The sequence below is a fragment of the Enterococcus italicus DSM 15952 genome (assembly GCF_000185365.1).
Lineage (GTDB): Bacteria > Bacillota > Bacilli > Lactobacillales > Enterococcaceae > Enterococcus_G > Enterococcus_G italicus.
Genome location: NZ_GL622274.1, coordinates 1 through 850 on the forward strand (window position 1 = coordinate 1; position 850 = coordinate 850).

At 40.1% G+C, this 850-nt stretch carries 1 protein-coding gene; it reads right to left on the minus strand.

Annotation, left to right across the window (positions count from 1 at the left end; all coding sequences use genetic code 11):
- Positions 1-75: 75 nt before the first annotated feature.
- Positions 76-675 carry a tyrosine-type recombinase/integrase gene (locus tag HMPREF9088_RS11220; RefSeq protein WP_007209379.1) on the minus strand — a complete coding sequence of 200 codons (600 nt, stop codon included), beginning with the start codon at positions 673-675 and terminating at the stop codon, positions 76-78.
- Positions 676-850: the final 175 nt, after the last annotated feature.

Genomic DNA, 850 nt, shown 5'->3' on the forward strand with positions numbered 1-850 from the left:
TTTCGGACGCTTTTCTTCGTTCATCTTCTCACCTTTTGAATTTTTCCTTCTATTATTATATAGGGCATTATTCTGTCATAGATCCAAACTCTTTACTGCGGTATCTTTATCTTCCTGGGTGATCCCAATATAGCGTAAGGTCTCCCGTTGCGAAGAATGGTTGAGCAGCGACTGAATGATCTCTGTTTTGGTCCCTTGCTTGTACAAAAAATAGCCGAAGGTCTTGCGCATCGAATGGGGACCAATTTCTTTTAAACCAACCGCTGTTCCTGCTTCATGAATGATCCGCCAAAGGCTTTGTCGGGTCAAAGGCGCATCTGCTCCTTTTCGACTTGGAAACAAATACTTGCTGAAGTCTTGTGCTTGCAGCTGCTCAGGAAATTCCGATTGAACATAATCAAGAATCACTTTTCGTAATTTGTTCGAAATGAAAACCGAATTGTGTTTAGCTGTTTTTTGTTCCTTCATGGCCAGACGTTCTTTGACAATCACCCGTCCGCGGGAAATTTCTAACACATCACTTAATTTCAACTGTCTTAAATCGGAGATTCGATAGGCTGTATTGATCCCGATCGAAAAGAGCACTAAATTTCGTGGCCCATATTTTCCGGAAGCCAAAATTGCCTTCATGGCATCGATCTTTTTTTTGTCGCGAATCGGTTCCACGCTCTTCATTTTTAGTCCCCTCTCAAATGTTACTTAATATAATTATAACAGATAATAAGTCACATTTAAACAAGCTATAGAAAAAAGACTCTAAAAGAAAAGTGATTTTCTCTTAGAGCCTCTAGGGATGGAGCGATTTTAGCGAATGTGACAGAATCCGTTTGTGTCACATTGGTCTTTTGAT

Excerpts from the sequence above, each read along its gene's own strand:
- HMPREF9088_RS11220 (WP_007209379.1), bottom strand. The coding sequence starts at position 675 with ATGAAGAGCGTGGAACCGATTCGCGACAAAAAAAAGATCGATGCCATG.